The 18,388-nt window shown below is 65.2% G+C and carries 16 protein-coding genes; 9 read left to right on the forward strand and 7 right to left on the reverse strand.

Annotation, left to right across the window (positions count from 1 at the left end; translation table 11 throughout):
- Positions 1 to 66 precede the first annotated feature (66 nt).
- A complete protein-coding gene (locus KVT37_RS17700; protein ID WP_254634089.1) occupies positions 67 to 1,398 on the forward strand; it encodes an MATE family efflux transporter in 1,332 nt (443 codons plus the stop codon).
- A gap of 147 nt (positions 1,399 to 1,545) precedes the next feature.
- Positions 1,546 to 2,088 (forward strand): GNAT family N-acetyltransferase, encoded by a 543-nt coding sequence (locus tag KVT37_RS17705; RefSeq protein ID WP_217575323.1) that lies wholly within the window; start codon positions 1,546 to 1,548, stop codon positions 2,086 to 2,088.
- A gap of 10 nt (positions 2,089 to 2,098) precedes the next feature.
- Here the strand turns inward: KVT37_RS17705 and KVT37_RS17710 are convergent, their stop codons facing one another.
- Positions 2,099 to 3,175 carry a quinone-dependent dihydroorotate dehydrogenase gene (locus tag KVT37_RS17710; protein WP_217575325.1) on the reverse strand — a complete coding sequence of 359 codons (1,077 nt, stop codon included), beginning with the start codon at positions 3,173 to 3,175 and terminating at the stop codon, positions 2,099 to 2,101.
- Complete coding sequence (locus tag KVT37_RS17715; protein ID WP_217575327.1) at positions 3,172 to 3,519, reverse strand: DUF952 domain-containing protein; 348 nt, start codon at positions 3,517 to 3,519, stop codon at positions 3,172 to 3,174. The genes KVT37_RS17710 and KVT37_RS17715 overlap by 4 nt, the downstream gene beginning before the upstream one ends.
- A gap of 110 nt (positions 3,520 to 3,629) precedes the next feature.
- Here KVT37_RS17715 and KVT37_RS17720 point away from each other — a divergent pair, with 110 nt between their 5' ends.
- Both KVT37_RS17720 and KVT37_RS17725 read left to right on the forward strand, forming a co-directional pair.
- Positions 3,630 to 4,061 (forward strand): hypothetical protein, encoded by a 432-nt coding sequence (locus KVT37_RS17720; RefSeq protein ID WP_217575329.1) that lies wholly within the window; start codon positions 3,630 to 3,632, stop codon positions 4,059 to 4,061.
- Between the two features lie 119 nt (positions 4,062 to 4,180).
- A complete protein-coding gene (locus KVT37_RS17725; protein ID WP_217575420.1) occupies positions 4,181 to 4,840 on the forward strand; it encodes a response regulator transcription factor in 660 nt (219 codons plus the stop codon).
- 12 nt (positions 4,841 to 4,852) lie between these two features.
- On the opposite strand, the gene KVT37_RS17730 is transcribed toward KVT37_RS17725, so the two are convergent.
- Positions 4,853 to 6,364 carry an MFS transporter gene (locus KVT37_RS17730; RefSeq protein ID WP_217575331.1) on the reverse strand — a complete coding sequence of 504 codons (1,512 nt, stop codon included), beginning with the start codon at positions 6,362 to 6,364 and terminating at the stop codon, positions 4,853 to 4,855.
- Between the two features lie 141 nt (positions 6,365 to 6,505).
- Between KVT37_RS17730 and KVT37_RS17735 the strand changes: the two genes are divergently transcribed.
- Positions 6,506 to 7,408: a LysR family transcriptional regulator gene (locus KVT37_RS17735; RefSeq protein WP_217575333.1), complete on the forward strand. Its 903-nt coding sequence runs from the start codon at positions 6,506 to 6,508 to the stop codon at positions 7,406 to 7,408.
- Positions 7,409 to 7,447: 39 nt separating this feature from the next.
- On the opposite strand, the gene KVT37_RS17740 is transcribed toward KVT37_RS17735, so the two are convergent.
- Positions 7,448 to 8,701 (reverse strand): MFS transporter, encoded by a 1,254-nt coding sequence (locus KVT37_RS17740; RefSeq protein WP_217575335.1) that lies wholly within the window; start codon positions 8,699 to 8,701, stop codon positions 7,448 to 7,450.
- A 119-nt stretch (positions 8,702 to 8,820) separates the two neighbouring features.
- A complete protein-coding gene (locus tag KVT37_RS17745; RefSeq protein ID WP_217575337.1) occupies positions 8,821 to 9,477 on the reverse strand; it encodes an O-methyltransferase in 657 nt (218 codons plus the stop codon).
- An 86-nt stretch (positions 9,478 to 9,563) separates the two neighbouring features.
- Here KVT37_RS17745 and KVT37_RS17750 point away from each other — a divergent pair, with 86 nt between their 5' ends.
- Positions 9,564 to 10,199, forward strand: a complete 636-nt coding sequence (locus KVT37_RS17750) for a TetR family transcriptional regulator (RefSeq protein ID WP_217575339.1) — start codon at positions 9,564 to 9,566, stop codon at positions 10,197 to 10,199.
- A gap of 9 nt (positions 10,200 to 10,208) precedes the next feature.
- Here KVT37_RS17750 and KVT37_RS17755 read toward each other — a convergent pair whose 3' ends face one another.
- Entirely contained in the window at positions 10,209 to 13,694 is a 3,486-nt protein-coding gene (locus KVT37_RS17755) for a PAS domain-containing hybrid sensor histidine kinase/response regulator (RefSeq protein WP_217575341.1), read from the reverse strand.
- 236 nt (positions 13,695 to 13,930) lie between these two features.
- Between KVT37_RS17755 and mscL the strand changes: the two genes are divergently transcribed.
- Both mscL and KVT37_RS17765 read left to right on the forward strand, forming a co-directional pair.
- Positions 13,931 to 14,353, forward strand: coding sequence for a large conductance mechanosensitive channel protein MscL (gene mscL / locus KVT37_RS17760; protein WP_217575343.1), 423 nt, complete (start codon positions 13,931 to 13,933; stop codon positions 14,351 to 14,353).
- 102 nt (positions 14,354 to 14,455) lie between these two features.
- Positions 14,456 to 15,622: a pyridoxal phosphate-dependent aminotransferase gene (locus tag KVT37_RS17765; protein WP_217575345.1), complete on the forward strand. Its 1,167-nt coding sequence runs from the start codon at positions 14,456 to 14,458 to the stop codon at positions 15,620 to 15,622.
- 155 nt (positions 15,623 to 15,777) lie between these two features.
- Here KVT37_RS17765 and hemA read toward each other — a convergent pair whose 3' ends face one another.
- The gene (hemA, locus tag KVT37_RS17770) at positions 15,778 to 17,055 is read right to left on the reverse strand and encodes a 5-aminolevulinate synthase (protein ID WP_217575347.1); all 1,278 of its coding nucleotides are present in this window, start codon (positions 17,053 to 17,055) and stop codon (positions 15,778 to 15,780) included.
- Positions 17,056 to 17,384: 329 nt separating this feature from the next.
- On the opposite strand from hemA, the gene galE reads away from it, so the two are divergent.
- Entirely contained in the window at positions 17,385 to 18,380 is a 996-nt protein-coding gene (gene galE, locus KVT37_RS17775; protein WP_217575422.1) for a UDP-glucose 4-epimerase GalE, read from the forward strand.
- The last annotated feature ends 8 nt before the right edge of the window (positions 18,381 to 18,388 follow it).

Below are 18,388 nucleotides of genomic sequence, written 5' to 3' on the forward strand. Positions count from 1 at the left end.
TGGGGCACATCAGCTCCTCGATCAAGCCGCAATCTGCCGGGCGGCAATCCCTTGGATGCGACCCCCTTGGACGTAACACAAGCCAACCCCAGGTCCTTCGCCGTCACCAATCGCTCGGTGCTGGCGATCGCCGTGCCGATGACGCTTGCCTATCTGACGACGCCGCTGCTCGGCATCGTCGACACGGCGGTGGTCGGCCAGTTCGGCGACGCTGCCCTGCTCGGCGGCCTTGCGGCGGGATCTCTGGTCTTCGACGTCGTCTTCACCACCTTCAATTTCCTGCGCTCCGGCACCACCGGCCTCGTCGCCCAGGCTTTCGGGCGCGGCGATGCGCTGGAAGAGCAGGCGGTGCTGTGGCGCGCCGTGCTGATCGCGGTCGTCGCCGGCGTCATACTTGCCGCCCTTTCGCCGCTCTTTGCCGTGGCCGGCCAATGGTTCATGGGCGCCGAGCCGCGCGTCAGCGCGGCGATGTCGGTCTATATCCGCATCAGGCTGCTGGCGGCGCCCTTCTCGTTGGTCAACTATGCCGTACTGGGTTACGTGCTGGGACGCGGCGAAGGCGGGCTCGGCCTGATGCTGCAGGCGGTACTCAACGGCATCAACATCGCGCTTTGCTTCCTGCTCGGCCTCGAACTCGGCTGGGGCGTCGCCGGCGTCGCCTGGGCGACCGTCACCGGCGAGTTCCTCGCCATGCTGCTCGGCCTTGCCATCGTGCTCAGCCGCTTCCGCAGGCTGGAGCGGCCTTCGCGCCGGCGCATCCTCGACCTGCCGGCCTACCGGCACATGCTGTCGCTCAACCGCGATATCATGATCCGCTCCTTCTCGCTGCTTGCCGCCTTCGCGCTGTTCACGAGACAGGGCGCGCAGTTCGGCACGGTGGCGCTCGCCGCCAATGCCGTGCTGATGAACTTCTTCCTGATCGCCGGCTATTTCCTCGACGGTTTCGCCACCGCCGCCGAGCAACTCGCCGGCCGGGCCATCGGCGCGCAGGCGCCGGCCCCGTTCCGGCAGGCGGTGCGGCTGACGCTGATCTGGGGTTTTGGCCTCGCCGGCATCGCCACGCTCGTGCTGCTGACGGCCGGCACCGGCCTGGTGGCACTGGTGACGACCTCGCCGGATGTCCGGGTGGTCGCCGACACCTACCTGCCCTGGGCCGCCTTCACGGCGCTGAGCGGCGTGCTCGCCTTCCAGATGGACGGCGTCTTCATCGGCGCCACCTGGTCGCGAGATATGCGCAACATGATGCTGCTGTCCTTCCTCGCCTTCAGCGCCGCGCTGATCACGTTGGCGCCGGCCTTCGGCAACAACGGGCTGTGGGCATCGCTGCACGTCTTCCTGCTGGTGCGGGGGCTGAGCCTGCTGGCGGTTCTGCGGCTGCGAGTGCGCACGGCGTTTTAATTTGCAGCCTGCGATCGCCGTTCGGTTTACAATCCGGCCTGCTAAAATGGCCAAAGGCGGGCGCGCCTGGTTCCCAGGTCGGAATGTTGCGCGAACGCGCCGCGGACTGGTCGGCCGTCCGGCCAGCCCTTCGGGCAGGGGTAGAAGATGGGGCAAGAGCAACTCACGCATCGGCTGGCCAGCCATGGTGATTTGGCCGATCTCAGATCGCTGATGGATGCTGCGATCTCGGAGAACCAGAAACCGTTTCTGAGCGGCGAGCAGATCGCGTCAAGTCGGGCCATAATGGGACTGGATAGCCAGTTGATCGAGGACGGAACCTATTTTGTCATCGAGATCGACGGCGTCTTGGCGGGCTGTGGCGGCTGGAGCCGCCGTGCGACGCTTTACGGCGGAGACAGCACCTCCGGCCGCGATGCCGCCCTTCTTGATCCCGCGAAGGACGCGGCCCGGGTGAGGGCGATGTACACGCACCCAAACTTCACGCGTCGTGGCGTGGGGCGGTTGATCATGACGCTCTGTGAGGCGGCGGCGCGCAGCGAGGGTTTTCAGGAAATCGAGTTGATGGCCACCCTGTCGGGTGAGCCACTCTACCTTGCGTGCGGATATCGACCCGTTGAACGGGTGGAAGACGCGCGCGGCGGCGCGAGTGTCCCTCTCACAAGAATGAGGAAGCCGCTCCAGGCGTAGGCAGCGCCGTTCAGAGCGGCCTGGACGTCCAACGCTCGCAGGCCGTATCGCGCAACTCCCGGATCGAGCCAAGGCGCTCGCGCTCGGCGAAGCGCGCCAGGCCGGCAATGATGCGCCCCGGCAACGCCGGCCCGGCATAGATCATGCCAGTGTAAAGCTGGACGAGGTCGGCGCCGGCGCGGATTTTCTCCAGCGCCGCCTCGGCCGTATCGACACCGCCGACGCCGATGATGGCCAAGTTCGGCCCGAGCAACTTGCGCATGCGGGCGAGCACGGCGGTCGAGCGCTCGAACAGCGGCTTGCCCGAAAGGCCGCCAGCCTCGCTTGTGCCAGTCGCGCTCCGCAATCCGGTTCGCGCCAGCGTCGTGTTGGAGACGATGATGCCGTCGATCTTCTTCTCGATGACCTCGGCGGCGATATCCTCCAGCTCCGCTTCGACCAGGTCCGGCGCGATCTTGAGGAAGACCGGCGGCTGCGCCGACGCCGCCGCACGCGCGGCCATCACCCGCGACAGCAATTCGCCGAGCTGCTCGCGCGCCTGCATGTTGCGCAGGCCCGGCGTGTTGGGCGAGGAGATGTTGACCGTCAGATAATTCGCATAGGGCGCGAAGCGGGTGACGCCGCGCTCATAGTCGGCGATGCGGTCGGCGCTGTCCTTGTTGGCGCCGATGTTGACGCCGACGATGCCTGGCCGCCCCTTGCGCGCGGCAAGCCGCTTTTCGGCCGCCGCATGGCCTTCATTGTTGAAGCCTAGCCGGTTGATCACGGCTTCGTCCGCCGTCAGCCGGAAGATGCGCGGTTTTGGATTGCCCGGCTGCGGCAGCGGTGTGATGGTTCCGACCTCGGCGAAGCCGAAGCCGAGCCCAAGCAGCGCGTCCGGCACTTCGGCATTCTTGTCGTAACCTGCCGCCATGCCGAGCGGGTTCGGGAAATCGAGGCCGCACAGATTGATCCTGAGCCGCGCGTCGCGCGGCGCCGTCGCGCCAACCGGCAGGCCGCAGCGCAAAGCCGCGATCGACAGGCCATGCGCGGTTTCCGGATCGAAGGAGAAAAGCAGTTTTTGGCCGATCCGGTCGAGCACGCTCATTCGCCCTCCAGCGCCGGGAATTCGTGGCCGCCGGCGCCGAGCGGCAGCGGCTTCACCCAGAGAACGGCATCGAGATCGAGCGGGGCGTAGAGATGCGGGAACAAGGCGCCGCCGCGAGACACTTCGTATTTCAGCGCATCGCCCAGCTTGGCGCCTTCAATCGCGATCAGCAGCAGATCCGTCTGCCCGGCGAAATGCTTGGCCGCCGTCTCGCGCGCCTGGGCGGCGGTGGAGAAATGGATGAAGCCGTCGGCGATGTCGATCGGCGCGCCGGTGAAGCGGCCGTTCTTCTCGGCTTCGCGCCAAAGCGCCTCGGGCGCAATCTTGTAGATAATCTGAGACATTCCCGCGCTATAGTCCGAAGCTGAAGCATGGGGAAGAGTTGAGCCGCGTTCTTCCCCATTTCCGGCGCAAAGCCGTGACAGGCTGCGCTTATCGGCTCATGGAGGACAACATGCGTCTTCAGCACATCCTGATCCCCGCGGCGCTCTGCTCGCTGGTTGCCGCTTCCGCCTATTCCGAGGAGACCGACCACTACCGGCTGGAGAAGTCCGCCACCGGCTATGTCCGCATGGACACCCAGACCGGCGCCATGTCGATCTGCGAGGAGCGCTCCGGCCAGCTCGTCTGCAAGATGGCGGCCGATGAGCGCGCCGCCTACCAGGATGAGATCGACCGGCTGGACAATTCGGTCAAGGCGCTCGACGCGCGTGTCGCCAAGCTCGAGAATTCGCTGTCCTCGCGACTGGAATCGCAATTGCCCAGCCAGGAGGATTTCAACAAGACGATGGGCTACATGCAGCAGTTCTTCCGCACCTTCAAAGACATCGTCAGGGACATGGACAAGGAAGACGGCGACGGCGCCAAGTTGAACCAAAAAACTTGAAACCCGTTGGGAAAAACGCGTGCGCGGCCTTTGCCGCTTGAAAACGCGCCCCGCCGCCGCATAATCATTCCGGTCCCCGCAAGAAGCACACAATGATGATGGGATCGGGGGAGGAATATTTGCCGTCGGGCCACACTTTCGTCATTGCCGACGACCATCCGCTTTTTCGCGGTGCCTTGAAGGAGGCGCTGGCCGGCATCGGTGACGTTGCCGCCATCCACGAGGCCGGCGATTTCGAAAGCGCCAAGGCGCTGGTGCTGGCCAACGAGGATATCGACATGGTGCTGCTCGACCTGTCGATGCCGGGCGCCAGCGGCCTCTCTGGGCTGATCTCGCTGCGCGGCATCCATCCGACGGTGCCGCTGGTGGTGGTGTCGGCCCATGACGATCCGGTGACCATCCGCCGCGCGCTCGATCTCGGCGCGTCCGGTTTCATCTCCAAGTCGGCAAGCATGGAAGAGATCCGCGGTGCCGTGCAGGCGGTGCTTGCCGGCGATATCGCCGCACCCGCCGGCGTCGAACTCGGTGTCGAGCGCGACCCCGAAATCTCCGATCTGATCAAGCGCCTGCAGGCGCTGACGCCGCAGCAGACGCGCGTGCTCGGCATGCTGGCGGAAGGCCTGCTCAACAAGCAAATCGCCTATGAGCTCGGCGTCTCCGAGGCCACCATCAAGGCGCATGTCTCGGCCGTCCTGCAAAAGCTCGGCGTCGACAGCCGCACCCAGGCGGTCATCCAGCTGTCGAAGATCGGCGGCGACCCGCTGCAGCCGGTGACTTGACAACTATCCGGCTCAGTCCGAGCCCTGGGCCGCCGCCTGCCGCGCCGGTTGCGCCCTGAAGATCGCAAAGCCGATCGCCGCCATGATCCAGACGGCGATGCCGCCATAGAGCATCACCCAGCCGAAACCATTTGCGAGCGCGTCATGCGCGACCTTGTCCGGCAGTCCTGGAACTGGATTGCCGGCCGTGATCGCTTCGGCGAGCCGAGAGAGCCCGGCGCCGTCGAGATCGGGCAGAGCGGCCCTGAGATGCGAGAACACGCCGCTCGCCAGGATGAAACCCATCACCGCGATGTTCACGGCCAGCGAAATCATGCGCGCGCTCATGTCGATGCCCGACGCCATGCCGGCGCGGTCGCGCGAAACCGAGCCGGTCGTGGTGTTGGTGACCGGCGTGTTGGTGATGCCAAGGCCGGTGCCGGCGATCAGGCATCCCGGCAGCATGGTCAGCCAACTGGCATGGGCAGCAGTGCTGCCCCATTTCATCAGCAGGAAACCGATGCCGATGGTGGCAAGCCCTGCCGGGATGATGACGCCCGGCTGGTAGCGCAACGACAGCCGTTCGGCCAAAGGCGGCATGACCAGCGTCGGCAGCGTGTAGGCCAGCAAGGCAAGGCCGGTGGCGAAGCTGTCCAAGCCGAGCCCGGCATGGAACCAGATCGGCAGATAGATCATGAACGGCCAGTAGCTGAGGTTCATCGCCGCCGAGCCGACGATCGCGCCGGAAAACGGCCGGATGCGAAACACCGAAAAGTCGAACATCGGCCGCTTGCTGACCCGTTCGGCGATGAGGAACGCCACGCAGCTCGCGACCGACAGGCCAAGGATCGCCAAGGCGGCCGGGCTGGCGAAGCCAAGCTCCGGTCCCTGCGTGATGTAGAAGACGAGGCAGAAGACGGCAGGCGACAGCGTCAGGATGCCGGCCAGGTCCAGCTTTCCCGCCTGAGGGTCTTTCGATTCATGGACGCCGGTGAGCGCAAGCCCAAAGGCGGCGACCGCAACCGCCACATGGATGAGGAAAACCCACTGCCAGCTCGACACGGCGACGATGCCGCCGCCGATGATCGGACCGAAGCCGAGGCCGATGCCGAAGATGACGCCCCACCAGCCCCAGGCCACCGCGCGCTCGCGCCCTTCCTGGAATTCATGCGACAGCACGGCGAGCTGGCAGATCAGCATTGCGCCACCGCTCAAGCCTTGCAGGAAGCGCGCGACGATCAGCATCGAGATACTGTCAGCCAGGCCGCAGAGCAGCGAAGTTATGCCAAAAGCAGCGATCGAGACCAGGAAGACGCGTTTGCGCCCATAACGGTCAGCGATGGTGCCGACCGCCATCAGCACCGTGGTGACGGCGATGGTGTAGGCGTTCATCACCCATTGCAATTGCCTGAAATCCGCATCGAGCACCTGCTCCAGCGTCGGCAGGATGGTGGGAACGCTCGATATCTCGAGCCCGAACATCAGGCAGGCAAGGCATGCCGCGAACAGAACGACGATGCCTCGCCGGGTGAGGACGTTTGTCATGACCAAACCTCTCGAATTCCTTGGGCGGGGCGAGACTGGATGGTGGCCGCCGCCGCGCGATCAACCCAAGCTAGGGCAGGCTTGATCATTTTAGAATTGCATGGTTGGCTATTTCAGTGACAACAAAACAGGATAGCTGACATGACGCTGGACGTAGATGCGGTGAAAGCCTTCGTCGCCGTCGCCGACTTGCGCAGCTTCACGCGCGCCGCCGAGGCCCTCGGCACCACGCAGGGCGCGATCAGCGTCAGGCTGAAGCGGCTGGAGGATCGGATCGGCGAAAGACTGATCGAGCGGACGCCGCGGCTGGTGCGCCTTTCGGCGCGCGGCGCGGTGTTCCTGGAGCCGGCGCGCGAGCTGCTTGCCGCACATGACCGCGCCGTCGCCAGTCTCACCGCCGTTCGCCGCCATTTCCGGCTCGGCATCGCCACCCATGTCGGCGGCGCCGAGGTGCCGACCTTGCTGGCGCGGCTTAACGCGCATGATCCGGCCTTGACCATCGAGGTGCGGCTCGACGACACGCGCGACCTGCTTGCTGCTTTCGATCGCGGCGAGCTCGACGCCGCGATCGTGCGGCGCGAGGATGACCGCCGTGACGGCGAGGTGCTGGCGCCCGAGCATTTCGGCTGGTACGCCACGCCCGATTTCGTCTACCGCGCCGGCGAGCCGCTGCGGCTGGCCGCCTCCTCGCCGTCCTGCAGCATCCGCGACATCGTCACCGGCGCGCTCGACGCGGTCGGCATACCGTGGACGCAGGTTTTCCTGGGCTGCGGCTCCTTTGCGGTGGCCGAGGCGGTTTCGGCCGGCCTTGCCGCGGCGGTCTTTTCCTGCCGGCTCGCCCCGCCAGGCACCATCGAGGTCAGCCGCAAATTCGGCCTGCCGCCGCTGCCGGCAACGGAAATCCTGCTGCTTTCGACGCTCTCCGATCCCCAATCGCGCGAGGCGCTGCGCACCCTTGCCATGGCGTTTCGCGAGCATCGGCCGGCGGCCAATGGCGCAAGGCCCCGCTTCCGCAACTCGCAGATGGCCGACAGCTCCATCTGAAGCTGCCGGCCTGCGCGACTTGGCTGCGATGCTGAGGGCTCAGCGATAGTTTTCGACGGCCGAGCCCGGCATCGCCTCATCCTCGACGGTGTCCACAGGGTTGCGCGCCCGTCCGATCGCGGCGCCGAGGCCAAGCGCAGCGATCGCCATCAGCGGAATGCCGGCGACCCAGGGCAGGCGCGGCGCGAGCGCATAGACCGCCGTGCCGATCGAAGGCCCAAGCGAGTCCTTGAGGTCGACCGCCACCGACGATGCCGCCATGTAGGAGGCGCGCCGCGACACAGGCGCCAGCACGTTGACGGCGGTCGGCACCAGTGGCCCGACCAGCATCTGCGCCATTGCGCACAGGCTGACCGCGGCGACCAGGGAGATCATCGCCGGCGAGGCCACGAGCAGGGCGAAAGCGGCCATGGTCGAGATGCCGGCGCCAATCGTCAGCCAAAGCGCCGATCGCGTCTCGGCAAAGCGGCTGACCAGCATCTGCAGGCCGACGGTCAAGGCGGCTGCATAGGCAAACAGCGTGCCGACACCCGACGGGCTGAGCGTGCCGGCGTCCTGCGCATAGAGCGGGATGACGGCCTCGATCCAGTTGCCGGAGATTTCGAACAGCACGACCCAGACGAGCAATCTGGCCAGCCGGCCGTCGCGGAAGGCCGGCAGCAGCGCCGACAGGCCTTCCTCGTCCTCCGTTTCATCAGTGTCGACTGCGGCATGCCCGCCCGTCTCGGCAAATGCAACGAACATGACGATGCCGCCAAGGATGAGCATGCCGCCGCCGGCCAGGAACACGCTGCTGAGTGAAACCAGCGCCAGCAGCGCGCCGCAGGCCGGTCCGAGGATCTGCCCGGCGCTCGAGCTCACCCGCGCCATGCCGAACCAGCGCGGATGCGCGGACGGCTCGGTCACGTCGGCGATCGCGGTGAGGATGGTCGGGTGGAGCACCGACTCGCACATGCCGGTCAAAAGCAGGACAGCGGCAATGGCGGCGACGCCATGGACGAAGAACAGCGCGATGAAGCCGCAGCCGACACCGAGCGACGACAGGATCAGCACCGGCCGTCGGCCGATCCGGTCGGCGATGCCGCCGATCAGCGGCGCGGCGATCAGCTCGCCGCCCGCATAACAGGCAAACAACAGGCCGATGGCGCCGATCGGGATATTCGCCTCGCTGCTCGCCCAGAGCGGGAAGAAAGGCACCAGCGCGCCGTCGGCGAAACCGGCACAGAAGAACAGGAAGAGGCCGAGCAGGGCCGGGCGCGGCAGTCCGCGCCAGGAGAGTGGAAAAATGGTCATGATGTCACCTACGCGTCAAAGGCTCAAAGGCCGGGGCCCGAAGGCCGGGATTGCGCGTTGGTTGACGTAAACGCCTACGGCCACTCGGACGAGCAGCATCAGTTTTGTGTTGAAAGCGCCTAGTTCAGCCGCATCGACAGCTCCACGTCGTCGCCGAACGGCGTCGACATATAGCCGCCCGCCGGCGCGCGCACCCGCTGCAGATAGTCGGGCGAGAAGTCGGCATTGTCGGCGATGACCGGCGCGCCGGGCCTGAGCCGGCTCTCGACCAGGCTCAATATCTCCGAATAGAGCGCCTTGGCGCCGTCGAGCAGCAAAAGATCAATCGTGTCCGGCAGGTCGGCGCTGAGTGTCTCCAGCGCGTCGCCCTCGCGGATCTCCACCAGGTCGATGAGGCCGCCTTCCGTCAGATTGGACTTGGCCCGCACCACCTTGGACGGCTCGAATTCCGTGGTGATCAGGCGACCGCCGCCATTGTCGCGCAAGGCGGCGGCAAGATAGAGCGTCGAGATGCCGAAGGACGTGCCGAACTCGACGATGACGCGCGCGCCGGTGCTGCGCGCCAGCATGTAGAGCAGCGTGCCGGTCTCGGGCGAGACCGCGAGCCACAGATCCTTCAGGCTGCCGTAGAACTGGCGATATTCGGTCTTGCTGTTGATGAGGCGCGTCCGTTCCTCGCCCGAGTACCGGGCGATCGCCGGGCTGGTTGCCGCATCGGCTTCCTCGAACAGGCGGGCGAGCAAGGGGGCGAGCGGGGTTCCGGTCAAGGTACTCATGGCTGTCTCCGGGGCGGGGTTCTTGTGTTGCTCCGAAAAATACGAATAATCCTTCAGGTTTCCAATTCGCATTTCCGAGCGCGACCATGATGCAACGCCCAAGCCCTTCAATTTCCACCCGAAAACAGCCAAAGCAGGCGCGCGCCACCGAGCTTGTCGCGGCGATTCTGCAGGCCGCTGCTCAGGTTTTGGCTGTTGAAGGCGCCCAGCGTTTCACCACGACGCGCGTCGCCGAAAAGGCTGGCGTCGCCGTCGGCTCGCTCTACCAGTATTTTCCCAACAAGGCGGCGCTGCTGTTCAGGCTGCAAAGCGACGAGTGGCGCCAGACGACGGAGCTTTTGTGCGGCATCCTTGAAGATAGGGAACAAACACCCCTTGGACGCATACGCACGGTGGTCCATGCCTTCATTCGTTCCGAGTGCGAGGAGGCGGCGGTGCGCGGCGCCTTGAACGATGCGGCACCCCTCTATCGCGACGCCCCCGAGGCCGAGGAGGCAAAAGCCATGGCGAACCGCACTGTCGAGGCGTTCATGCGCGAAACGCTGCCCGAGGCGCCGGATGCTGTCCGCGTCCTCGCCGGTGATCTGATCATGAAGACGCTGAGCGCCGTGGGCGCCGGTTTTTCGGAAAAGGAGCGAACACCGGCCGAGACCGAAGCCTATTCCGATGCGCTCGCCGACATGTTCTGCGCCTATCTCACAAGCCTAGGGCATCGAGGTTGAGACCGGATATCACTCCGCCGCCGGTGCCAGCGGTCTGACCCGTGCCATCATCGAGCGCAGCACGGCCGGCTTCAGCGGCTTGTTGATCACCGGGATGTCGAGCCTGCCCGCGGCTGTGCGGACTTCGCTGGAGCGGTCGGCGGTGACCAGCACGCAAGCCAGATCCTGGCCATAGATGGCGCGCAGCGCGTCGATGGCTTCGAGCCCGGTTTCGCCGTCGAGATGATAGTCGGCAAGCACAATATCGGGCCTTGGCGCGCCGGATTTCAAAAGGTCCTCCGATCCCGAAGCCGTCTCGACACGGCAGCCCCAGCCTTCGAGCAGCAGCCGCATACCGTCGAGGATGCGCGCGTCATTGTCGATGCAAAGCACATTCAATCCCGCAAGCGTCGAGGCGGAGCGCGCCGGCGCCTTGCCGACCTCGCGCGGTGGCGCCGCAACCGCCGCGACTGGCAGGAGGACGGAAAAGCGCGTGCCTTTGCCCGGATTGGAGAAGATGCGGATTTCGAGCCGCAGCACCCGCGCGATGCGGTCGACGATCGAGAGGCCGAGGCCAAGGCCCTCGGCCTCGCGCGCGCCCTCGTCGAGCCGCGTGAATTCGTGGAAGACCGTGTTGAGCTTGTCGCCGGCAATACCGATGCCGGTGTCGATCACTTGGATCTCGGCCAGCTCGCCGCGCCGCCTCACACCCACCAGGATGCGGCCCTCGCGCGTGTATTTGATGGCGTTGGAAACGAGGTTCTGGATCAGCCGGCGCAAGAGATTGCGGTCGGTCATGACGCCGAGCGAGGACGGCATGATCTTGAGTTCGAGCCTCTTTTCCGCGGCAAGCGGACGAAAATCATTGCCGATCTGGCCAAGCAGTCCGCCCAGGTTGAAGGCGGTGTCCTCCGGCTTCATGGCGCCGGCGTCGAGCCGCGAGATATCGAGCACTGCGCCGAGGATGGTCTCGACCGATTCCAGCGAGGATTCGATGTTGACAGCGGCCTTGCCGGCCGGCCCTTTGCCGGCCTTCTCGATCAGCGACGAGCAATAGAGCCGGGCGGCGTTCAGCGGCTGCAGGATGTCGTGTCCGGCGGCCGCGAGGAAGCGCGTCTTGCCGAGGTTTGCCTCCTCGGCCAGCATCTGCGCCTGCGCCAGTTCCTCGTTGACGCGGGTGAGCTCGATGGTGCGGGTCCTGACGCGCTGCTCCAGCGATTCATTGGCCCGCTTCAGCGCCAGGTCCTGTTCGACGCGGCCGGAAATGTCGGCATAGGTGGCAACGATGCCGCCGTCCGGCATCGGGTTGGAGCGCAGCTCCAGGATGCGGCCGCTGGTCTTAAGCTCCATCTGCCACGGGCCGGCGAAGCTGGTCAGCCGGTTGAGCATCGTCACGCGCTGTTCGGCGGGAATGTCGCCGCGCTCGGCGAGGTGGCGCAGGATCCGGTCGAGCGAAACGCCGACCTGGCCCATCTCGTCCGGCAGGTCGAACAGCAGCCGGTATTGCCGGTTCCAGCAGATCAGCCGGAAATCGCGGTCGAAGACGGTGATGCCTTGCTCCATCTGGTCGAGCGCGATCTGAAGCAAGTCGCGATTGTGCTGCAGCGCCTCGGTGGCGTCGTCGAGCAGCTTGAAGGCATCCTTGGAATCGCGGTCGTTGCGGCGGAAAAGCAGCGACAGGATCAGCCGCGCCGAGGACGAGCCCACCGCGCTTGCCAGCAATTGTTCGGAGAAGCGGATGACGTCCATGCTCGCCTGCTCCTTGCCGTGGAGCGAAACGGCATTGTCCTTTTCGAAGGACTGGAAGGAACGCTCGGTGCGCTCGACGCCGAGATAGCGCGAGATCGTGTCCTTGAGGTCGTTGACCGTGACGGCGGTGCGGAAGCGCCTGAGACTCGGCATGGGGCCGGCTTCGCGCGGCACGAAGATTGCCGCCTGGATGCGCTCCAGCGGCAGCGACGCGCGCGAGAGGGAGCCTAGCACGAAGAACAGCGCATTGACCGAGAGGCTCCACAGCACGCCGTGGTTCAGCGGCTCGCCGACCGTGCCGAACAGTGCCTGCGGCCTCAGCGCCTCGAAGCCGAACAGGCCATGGACGACGATGTCGGTAGACGGACCGGCGAGTGAAGGCAGCAGCAGGGTGTAGCACCAGACGGCGATGCCGGCGACCATGCCAAGCGCGGCACCCCGCCCATTGGCGCGGCGCCAGATCAGCCCGCCGATCAGCGCCGGCGCGAATTGGGCGATCGCGGCAAACGACATCAGCCCGATCGAGGACAGCCGCGCGCTGTTGGTGCTCTCGCGGTAGTAAAGGAAAGCGATGAACAGCATGATGAAGATCGACGCGCGCCTGACATTGAGGATCAGCGTCGACCAGTCCTCGTTCTCCGAAGTGCTGGTCTTGAGCACGCGGCGCACGAACAGCGGGATGACGAGGTCGTTGGAGATCATGATCGACAGCGCCACGCTCTCCACGATCACCATGGCGGTCGCCGCCGACAGGCCGCCGATGAAGGCGGCCATGGCGAGCAGATCATGGCCGCTGAGCAAGGGCAGCGACAGCACGTAAAGGTCGCTGCTGGTCTTGCCGCCGACCAGCGACAGGCCGGCAAAGGCGATCGGCAGCACGAAGAGGTTGATCGCCACCAGATAGAGCGGGAACACCCAGGTTGCCGTGCGCAGCTCCGCTTCGCTGCGATTCTCGACGATGGTGACGTAGAACTGGCGTGGCAGCATCAGGATGGCAAAGCCGCTCAAGCCGGTCAGCACCAGCCAGGTGGCCAAGGAGGTGTTGTAGCTCATCGCCTGGCGCACCTGGCCGTTGGCGGCGAGCTTGGCGAACATGTCGCCGGGCCCGCCGAAGATCAGGAAGGTCACCATCAGGCCGATGGCGATGAAGGCGGCGAGCTTGACCACGGTTTCGACCGCCACCGCCAGAACCAGGCCGTCCTGGTGCTCGGTGGCGTCGGCATGGCGGGTGCCGAACAGCACCGCGAAGAGCGCCAAAAGCATTGCCACCACGAGCGAGATGTCGCTGACGAACGGATCGAAAGAGGGCGGCGAACCGGTATAGTGTTCGACCATCAGGCTGACCGAGCCGGAGATCGCCTTGAGCTGCAGCGCCATGTAAGGCACCGCGCCGACCGTCGCGATCACTGTCGCTATGGCCGCGACGACAAAACTCTTGCCGTAACGGGCGCCGAGAAGGTCGGCGATCGAGGTGATCTTCTCGCTTTTCGCCAGCCGGACCAGGCGGTTGAGCAGCGGAAAGCCGAACACGAAGACCAGTACCGGTCCGGTATAGATGCCAAGGAATTCAAGGCCGCGCTCGGCGGAGAGGCCGACTGAGCCGAAGAAGGTCCAGGAGGTGCAGTAGATGGCGAGGCTGAGCGCGTAGATGAACGGCCGCGCGCGGCCGAACCCGGTGGCCGCCGCGCGCTGGTCGCCGACGCTGGCAATGGCGAACAGCAGCGTCACATAGGCGATCGCGATGATGACGACGAACCAGCCTTGCACGGTCCGCACTTCCTCCCTGGCCGGTTCCTCATCCGGCTTCTACAACGCAATCACAGCTCCAACCATGAGTCCACCGCGGCTTTCGGCGCATATGTGCTTGATGACTCTGCCTAAACACAAACCGGTGCTTTGGCCGTTTTTCCGGTTTTGCAACCGGGGGTTTTTGTTATTGTGAGCCCGGGCCGGCGCCGAAGGACATGGATGAGGCGGCAGCGCGGCCCGTCAAGGAGGGTCGAATGCTGAAAGAATTCCAGGAGTTCATCTCCAAGGGCAATGTCATGGACTTGGCCGTCGGCGTCATCATCGGCGCGGCTTTCGGCAAGATCGTCGATTCGCTCGTCAACGACATCATCATGCCGATCGTCGGCGCGATTTTCGGCGGGTTGGACTTCAACAACTATTTCTTCGGACTGTCCTCGAACGTCCACTCGTCCGCGTTGGCCGACGCCAAGAAAGAGGGCGCCGTTTTCGCCTATGGCAGCTTCATTACCGTCGTGCTGAACTTCCTGATCCTTGCCTTCATTATTTTCCTGATGGTCAAGGCGGTGAACAATCTGCGCAAGCGGCTTGAGCGCGAGAAGCCTGCCGCCGCTGCGGCCCCGCCGCCAGCCGATGTTCAGCTCCTGACCGAAATTCGCGATCTGCTCGCCAAGAGATAAGCTTCGGCAGACGTTCTGGACCAAAACCCCGGCCGCCCGCGGCCGGGGTTTTCTGTTCATCGATCTGATAAGAGCCGTACCAAGACGAAAGCGGATTTGTTCATGACCCTCATCGAAACCTTGCGCACCGAAGCCCGTGCCGCGCCCGAAAGCGGCATCGTCGCCGTCGTCAATCACGGCCGCCTGCGCGAAGGCCTGATTCCGCTCTGGGCCGGCGAAGGCGACCTGCCGACGCCTTCCTTCATCAGCGCTGCCGCCGCCAAGGGGCTTGCCGATGGCGAGACCTTCTACACCTGGCAGAAGGGCATCCCCCCGCTCAGGCAGGCGCTTGCCAGCTACTACGCCAGGCATTTCGGCCAGACCTTCGCCGAGGAAGAGTTCATCGTCACCGGCTCGGGCATGCACGCCATCCAGCTGGCCATCGACGCGATTGCCGGCAGCGGCGACGAGGTGATCTACCTCTCGCCGGCCTGGCCGAATTTCGCCGCTGCCGCCGGCGTGGCCGGCGCCATCCCGGTTCCGGTGGTGCTCGACCAGTCAGGCAATGGCTGGTCCTGCGATGTCGACAAGATCGCCTCTGCGATCACGCCGCGCACCAAGCTGCTGTTCATCAACACCCCGTCCAACCCGACCGGCTGGACCGCCGACAAAGAGACGCTTCAGGCGATTCTGGATCTCGCCCGCGCAAAGGGCCTGTGGATCATCGCCGACGAGATCTATTCGCTGTTCCACTATGGGCGCGGCCGCGCGCCGTCCTTCCTTGACGTCGCCACGCCCGAAGACCGCATCCTCTTCGTCAACTCCTTTTCCAAGAACTGGGCGATGACCGGATGGCGCGTCGGCTGGATCAAGACGCATCCGGCCTTGCAGCAGGTGTTCGAGAACCTGATCCAGTACTCGAACTCTGGGGTAGCCCAGTTCATGCAGCGCGGCGCCGTCGCCGCTCTCGACGAGGGCGACGGCTTCATCATTGAACAGGTCGAGCGCGCGCATGCCGCCCGCGACCTCGTCTGCGATATACTGGGTGCGACCGGCAAGGCACGTTTCACCGTGCCGCAAGGCGCCTTCTATCTGTTCTTCAAGGTCGACGGCATCACCGATTCCCGCAGCGCCGCCTTCGACATCGTCGACAACGCCAATGTCGGCCTGGCGCCCGGCACTGCCTTCGGCCCGGGCAGCGAAGCCTTCCTCAGACTATGCTTCCACCGCCGCCTCGATCAACTCGAGGAAGCGGCGCATCGCCTGGCGAAATGGATGAAGACGGTGTAGCCGAGCCATCGACGAAGCCCGGATTGAAACTCGCTCCGGGGAGTCACCTGGCGTGGCTTTCGAGAACCGGAGCGCAGCGGACATTCAGGTCCGTGAGCACCGGAAGCGGAGAAAGCTGCGGCAGGTGGCCGCCGGAGTAGAGTTTCGAACGGGCTTCAGCCGCCCGACTTCGGCACGAGCAGCGGAATGATCCGGTCAGTTTTGGCGACGGCAGGCCTGCCGGCGGCGCCATACGGGATGCCCAGCGCATCCCAGGTCTCGACCAGCGCGTCCTGCAGCTCGGCGATCAGCGCATCCGAATGGAACGGCGTCGGCGTGATGCGCAGCCGCTCGGTGCCGCGCGGCACGGTCGGGTAGTTGATCGGCTGGATGTAGATGCCGTGCACGCCGAGCAGGCGGTCGCTGGCCATCTTGCAAAGCTCGGGGTCGCCGACCAGCACCGGCACGATATGGGTGGCCGATTCCATCACCGGCAGGCCCGCGGCGGCAAGCACCTGCTTGGTACGGGATGCCTGGCGCTGCTGCGCGTCGCGCTCGGCCTGCGAGCGTTTGAGGTGGCGGATGGAGGTGGTAGTGGCGGCGGCAATCGCCGGCGGCAGCGCGGTGGTGAAGATGAAGCCCGGCGCATAGGAGCGCACGGCGTCGATCACCGCGCTGGTGCCGGTGATGTAGCCGCCCAACGTGCCGAAGGCCTTGGCGAGCGTCCCCTGGATAATGTCGATGCGGTCGGCCAGGCCTTCGCGCTCGGTGATGCCGCCGCCGCGCGGTCCATACATGCCGACAGCATGGACCTCGTCGATATAGGTCATGGCGTTGTAGCGCTCGGCGAGCTCGACGATCTGCTTGATCGGCGCGATGTCGCCGTCCATCGAATAGACGCTTTCGAAGACGATCAGCTTGGCGCGCTCGCGCCCCGCGGCCTGCAGCAGGCTTTCCAGATGCGCGACGTCGTTGTGGCGGAAGATCTTCTTCTCCGCGCCAGAGCGGCGCACGCCTTCGATCATCGAGGCATGGTTCAGCTCGTCCGAGAGCACCAGGCAGTTGGGCAAGAGCCGGGCAATGGTCGAGATCGAGGCTTCGTTGGAGACGAAGCCCGAGGTAAAGACCAGTGCTGCTTCCTTGTCGTGCAGGTCGGCGAGCTCAAGCTCAAGCTCGACCAGCGGGTTCGAGGTGCCGGAAATGTTGCGGGTGCCGCCGGCGCCCGAGCCCATCTTTCCCGCGGCGTTCTGGAAGGCGGCGATGACGTCGGCGTTCTGGCCCATGCCAAGATAGTCGTTGGAGCACCATACGGTGATTTCCCGGGCGCGGCCGTTGGAACGCCAGATGGCGCGCGGGAACTTGCCCACGATGCGCTCGAGGTCGGCGAAAACGCGGTAGCGACGCTCGGCGTGGAGCTGGTCGATCGCATCCTCGAAGAACCGCTGATAGTTCATGTCGACTTCCCAATTTTGGGCCGGATAATAGTGACTGCCCCATGCCGCGTCCACCGGACCCAACCGGTCAAAATGCCACGCCCTTGCCCTGTTCCTAACGATGCCGGATCGTGGCCTATTCCCCGGGATGTGAACCAGCTTTGTTTCAGTACGATGCCTCGGGCGGGAGGAACTGTTACGGACTTAACATTCCGGGAGGATAATGCATGTCGTCCAAAGTGTGCAGCGGTGAGGACGACCTGGGTCGAACCATACAGACTTGCGGCGGGGTTTCCAGCAAGGCAGCTGTTGAGACAGTTTCCGATAAATCTTGATCAGCGAGGTAAATGATGACGGTTTTGGTGACGGGCGGTGCCGGCTACATCGGCAGCCACATGGTCTGGGAGCTTCTCGACGCCGGCGAAAGCGTCGTGGTGCTCGATCGGCTTTCCACCGGCTTCGAATGGGCGGTGGCCCCGGAGGCAAAGCTCGTCGTCGGCGATGTCGCCGACCGTGACCTGGTCGGCCGGATCATCCGCGACAATCATGTCAACGCCATCATCCACTTCGCCGGTTCGATCGTGGTGCCGGAATCGGTCACCGATCCGCTCGGCTATTACGAGAACAACACCTCGAAGACCCGCACGCTGATCGAAACCGCGGTGCGCGAGGGCGTGCCACACTTCATCTTCTCCTCCACCGCCGCCGTTTATGGTGGCGCCGGGCTGGAGCCGGTGCGCGAGGATGCCCGCCTTGCGCCGGAATCGCCCTATGGCCTTTCCAAGCTGATGAGCGAATGGATGCTGCGCGACGCGGCGCTGGCGCACGACATCCGCTACACGGCGCTGCGCTACTTCAACGTCGCCGGAGCCGATCCCAAGGGCCGCACCGGGCAGTCGACGCCCGGCGCCACGCATCTGATCAAGGTCGCCTGCGAGACCGCGCTCGGCAAGCGCCCCTTCATGCAGGTCTTCGGCGATGACTATCCGACGCCGGACGGCACCTGCATGCGCGATTATATCCATGTCAGCGATCTCGCGGCGGCGCATCGGCTGGCGCTGCAGCGGCTGCGCGCCGGGGGGAATAGCCTCGTCGCCAATTGCGGCTACAGCCATGGCTATTCGGTGCTGGAAGTGATCGACAGCGTGCGCCGCGCCTTCGGCCATGATTTCGACGTGCGCATGGGCGAGCGCCGTCCCGGCGACGCCGCCGCGGTGGTCGCCAATTCCGAGCTTGCCCGCAAGGAGCTCGGCTGGACGCCGCAACGTGACGATCTCGACCTGATCGTCAACGACGCGTTGGCCTGGGAACGCATCCTGACCACCAAGAACTCCGTTCGAAACTGACCTGTTGG

Origin of the sequence: Mesorhizobium sp. GbtcB19 (assembly GCF_019091085.1) — a bacterium.
In the GTDB taxonomy this organism is placed as follows: domain Bacteria; phylum Pseudomonadota; class Alphaproteobacteria; order Rhizobiales; family Rhizobiaceae; genus Mesorhizobium.